This window comes from Pseudomonas sp. NPDC096950 (genome assembly GCF_044762525.1).
GTDB lineage: Bacteria > Pseudomonadota > Gammaproteobacteria > Pseudomonadales > Pseudomonadaceae > Aquipseudomonas.
Map to the genome: position 1 here is coordinate 1 of NZ_JBIWEL010000025.1, position 3,805 is coordinate 3,805.

Here is a 3,805-nt window from a genome sequence, read left to right on the forward strand (position 1 = left end):
TGACTCATGGCACACAAAAAAGCTGGTGGTAGTACCCGCAACGGTCGCGACTCAGAAGCCAAACGCCTTGGCGTGAAGATGTATGGCGGCCAGGTTATCATTCCGGGCAACATCATCGTGCGTCAGCGCGGCACCCAATTCCACGCTGGCTACGGCGTTGGCATGGGCAAAGATCACACTCTGTTCGCTAAAATCGACGGCGTGATCAAGTTCGAAGTAAAAGGCGCTTTCAATCGCCGTTACGTAAGCATTGTTCCGAAGACTGCAGTCGTCGCGGCATAATTACGTAGTTGCTGGAAAAGCCCTGTCTCGCGACGGGGCTTTTTCGTTTGTGGGGTGAGTCTCTTGCAAAGCTGTTTGTGATGGGCTCCAGCGCTGGATTTGCGGTCGTTGATTGAGGTCGCTGCGCTCATTTTTGCAAGAGTCTTATGTCTAGTTTTTTTCGGCTCGTCCGTATGACGAGAGGCGTTTTGTTATGAAGTTTGTTGATGAAGTATCGATTCGAGTAAAGGCCGGCGACGGCGGCAATGGTTGCATGAGCTTCCGTCGCGAAAAGTTTATTGAAAACGGCGGCCCGAACGGCGGTGATGGCGGTGATGGCGGCTCGGTCTACATGGTTGCCGACGAAAACCTCAACACCCTGGTGGACTACCGTTACACCCGGCACTTCGATGCCGAGCGTGGTTCCAACGGCGGCAGCACCGACTGCACCGGCAAGAAAGGCGAAGAGCTGGTACTGCGCGTACCGGTCGGCACCACCGTTATCGACTCCGCAACCCAGGAAATCATCGGCGACCTGACCAAGGCCGGCCAGCGTCTGCTGGTGGCTCATGGCGGCTGGCACGGTCTGGGTAACACCCGTTTCAAATCCAGTACCAATCGGGCTCCACGCCAGACCACTCCGGGTAAGCCGGGTGAAGCGCGTGACCTGAAACTGGAAATGAAGGTATTGGCTGATGTTGGCCTGCTGGGCTTGCCGAACGCCGGTAAAAGTACCCTGATCCGCGCTGTATCGGCCGCCAAGCCGAAAGTCGCCGACTACCCGTTCACCACTCTGGTGCCGAACCTGGGGGTGGTCAGTGTCGATCGCTGGAAAAGCTTCGTGGTCGCCGACATTCCGGGCCTGATTGAAGGTGCTTCCGATGGCGCGGGTCTGGGGATTCGCTTCCTCAAGCACTTGTCGCGTACCCGCCTGTTGCTGCACCTCGTGGACATGGCGCCGCTGGATGACACCAGTGCTCCGGACGCTGCAGAAGTAATCGTCAGCGAACTGACCAAGTTCAGCCCGTCCCTGGCTGAGCGTGATCGTTGGTTGGTGCTGAACAAGTGCGACCAGATCCTTGAGGAAGAGCACGAAGAGCGCGTCAAGGAGATCGTTGATCGCCTGGAATGGACCGGTCCGGTCTACGTGATCTCTGCAATCTCCAAGTTGGGCACTGAGCGTCTGTGTCACGACATCATGCGTTATCTGGAAGATCGTGCCGATCGCCTGGCTGCTGACCCGGCCTACAAAGAAGAGCTGGCCGAACTCGATCAGCGCATCGAAGACGAAGCCCGTGCACAGCTGCAGGCCCTGGATGACCAGCGTGCCCTGCGCCGTAGCGGCGTGAAGTCGGTCCATGACATCGGCGACGATGATTGGGACGAAGAAGATGTGGATGACGAAGACGGTCCGGAAATCATTTACGTGCGTGACTGATTCGTTGCGATAAACTTAAACGCCGCTCACTGGAGCGGCGTTTTAGTATCTGGAAATCGGTAGTCACGAATAACGTTACGGGCAGCGCTGGGTCGCGCTGTCCTCAAACTAAGGTTGAAGATGATGCGGAGCAAGGTGACAGGTGCGCAGCGTTGGGTCGTGAAGATCGGCAGCGCTTTGCTGACGGCGGACGGCAAGGGCCTGGATCGCGCGGCAATGGGTGTCTGGGTTGAGCAGATGGTGGCCTTGCATGAGGCGGGCGTCGAGTTGGTGCTGGTGTCCTCCGGGGCGGTGGCGGCTGGCATGAGCCGTCTGGGCTGGACCGTGCGACCCAGTGCAATGCATGAATTGCAGGCGGCTGCCGCTATCGGTCAGATGGGGCTGGTGCAGGCCTGGGAGTCGAGCTTTGGTGAGCATGGCCGGCATACCGCGCAGATTCTCCTGACCCATGACGACCTGTCTGATCGCAAGCGCTACCTGAACGCCCGCAGCACCTTGCGTGCGTTGGTCGACCTCAAGGTGATCCCGGTGATTAACGAGAACGACACCGTTGTTACTGACGAAATCCGTTTCGGCGACAACGATACGCTGGCGGCGCTGGTGGCCAACCTGGTCGAAGCTGACTTGCTGGTGATCCTGACCGATCGCGATGGCATGTTCGACGCTGATCCGCGCAACAACCCTGACGCCAGCCTGATTTACGAAGCTCGCGCCGATGACCCGGCGCTGGATGCGGTGGCCGGTGGCACCGGTGGTGCGCTGGGTCGTGGCGGGATGCAAACCAAGTTGCGTGCGGCGCGGCTGGCAGCGCGTTCGGGTGCGCACACCATCATCGTCGGTGGGCGCATTGAGCGTGTGCTGGATCGCCTCAAGGCGGGCGAGCGCATCGGCACCTTGCTGTCGCCTGAGCGTGGTCTGTTGGCGGCGCGCAAGCAATGGCTGGCGGGGCATCTGCAAACCCGTGGCACCCTTGTGCTGGACGCGGGGGCGGTGACCGCACTGTCAAAAGGCAATAAAAGTTTGTTGCCGGTAGGCGTCAAATTGGTCCAGGGCAGTTTCCGCCGTGGCGAAATGGTGGTTTGCGTGGCGCCGGACGGTCGAGAAATTGCTCGCGGCCTGGCCAATTACAGCGCCCTTGAGGCGCAAAAAATTATCGGCCAATCGTCTGATGCGATTGTCGGTCTGTTGGGTTACATGGCGGAGCCGGAACTGGTTCACCGCGATAACCTGATCCTGGTCTGAAGGAAAACTGGAATGCGCGTAGCAAAGGGATTATTGGGCTTGTTGTTGGCGATGCCGTTGTTGGCATCGGCAGAAGAGATTGGTCAGGTGTCGACGGTGTTCAAATTCGTCGGGCCGAATGATCGCATTGTGGTCGAGGCTTTCGACGATCCCAAGGTTGAAGGTGTGACTTGCTACCTGTCCCGCGCCAAGACGGGCGGCGTGAAGGGCGGTTTGGGCCTGGCTGAAGATCGCGCCGAGGCGTCCATCGCTTGTCGTCAGGTCGGGCCGATCAGCTTCAAGGGTGAATTGAAGGATGGTGATGAGGTGTTCAAGGAGCGCACATCGCTGGTATTCAAGACCATGCAGGTGGTGCGCTTCCTGGACAAGAAGCGCAATACACTGGTGTACCTGGTCTACAGCGATCGGTTGATCGAGGGTAGCCCGCAGAACGCGGTGACGGCGATTCCGATTCTGCCGTGGACGCACGCTCAATAAGTTAACAAAGATCCAAAAATGTGGGAGCGTCGGTGCGACGATTCGACTTGCTCGCGAAGAGGGAGTGTCAGTCGACATAGATGCCGACTGATACACCGCATTCGCGAGCAGGCTCGCTCCCACATTTTTTTGCGCCGCATTTGCCAAATCGCAGGCAATAAAAAACCGACCCTGAGGTCGGTTTTTCAACAAGCTTATCGCTTAAGCGGCAACAGCAAGGTTCAGAGCCTTGACGTGACCGTTCAGGCGGCTCTTATGACGAGCAGCCTTGTTCTTGTGGATGATGCCTTTATCGGCCATACGGTCGATAACTGGCACGGCCAGAACGTAAGCAGCTTGAGCTTTTTCAGCGTCTTTTGCGTCGATGGCCTTAACTACATTCTTGAT

At 58.0% G+C, this 3,805-nt stretch carries 5 protein-coding genes; 4 read left to right on the forward strand and 1 reads right to left on the reverse strand.

Annotated elements, in window-relative coordinates:
- Window positions 1–6: 6 nt before the first annotated feature.
- The 4 genes from rpmA (at window position 7) to ACIQY3_RS27945 (ending at window position 3,418) form a co-directional block, all read left to right on the forward strand.
- Window positions 7–282, forward strand: a complete 276-nt coding sequence (gene rpmA, locus ACIQY3_RS27930; protein ID WP_046048788.1) for a 50S ribosomal protein L27 — start codon at window positions 7–9, stop codon at window positions 280–282.
- A 193-nt stretch (window positions 283–475) separates the two neighbouring features.
- Window positions 476–1,699 carry an Obg family GTPase CgtA gene (gene cgtA, locus ACIQY3_RS27935; protein ID WP_054616669.1) on the forward strand — a complete coding sequence of 408 codons (1,224 nt, stop codon included), beginning with the start codon at window positions 476–478 and terminating at the stop codon, window positions 1,697–1,699.
- Between the two features lie 123 nt (window positions 1,700–1,822).
- On the forward strand, window positions 1,823–2,941 hold the full coding sequence (gene proB / locus ACIQY3_RS27940; RefSeq protein ID WP_403026435.1) for a glutamate 5-kinase: 1,119 nt from the start codon (window positions 1,823–1,825) through the stop codon (window positions 2,939–2,941).
- A 12-nt stretch (window positions 2,942–2,953) separates the two neighbouring features.
- Window positions 2,954–3,418 carry a CreA family protein gene (locus ACIQY3_RS27945; RefSeq protein WP_010467533.1) on the forward strand — a complete coding sequence of 155 codons (465 nt, stop codon included), beginning with the start codon at window positions 2,954–2,956 and terminating at the stop codon, window positions 3,416–3,418.
- Between the two features lie 201 nt (window positions 3,419–3,619).
- Here the strand turns inward: ACIQY3_RS27945 and rpsT are convergent.
- A partial coding sequence (rpsT, locus tag ACIQY3_RS27950) for a 30S ribosomal protein S20 (protein ID WP_403026222.1) occupies window positions 3,620–3,805 on the reverse strand: 186 nt, incomplete at its 5' end.

What these genes read in the sequence shown, in the direction of transcription:
- rpmA (WP_046048788.1), top strand. Translation starts at nt 7, where the DNA reads ATGGCACACAAAAAAGCTGGTGGTAGTACCCGCAACGGTCGCGACTCA.
- cgtA (WP_054616669.1), top strand. Translation starts at nt 476, where the DNA reads ATGAAGTTTGTTGATGAAGTATCGATTCGAGTAAAGGCCGGCGACGGC.
- proB (WP_403026435.1), top strand. Translation starts at nt 1,823, where the DNA reads ATGCGGAGCAAGGTGACAGGTGCGCAGCGTTGGGTCGTGAAGATCGGC.
- ACIQY3_RS27945 (WP_010467533.1), top strand. Translation starts at nt 2,954, where the DNA reads ATGCGCGTAGCAAAGGGATTATTGGGCTTGTTGTTGGCGATGCCGTTG.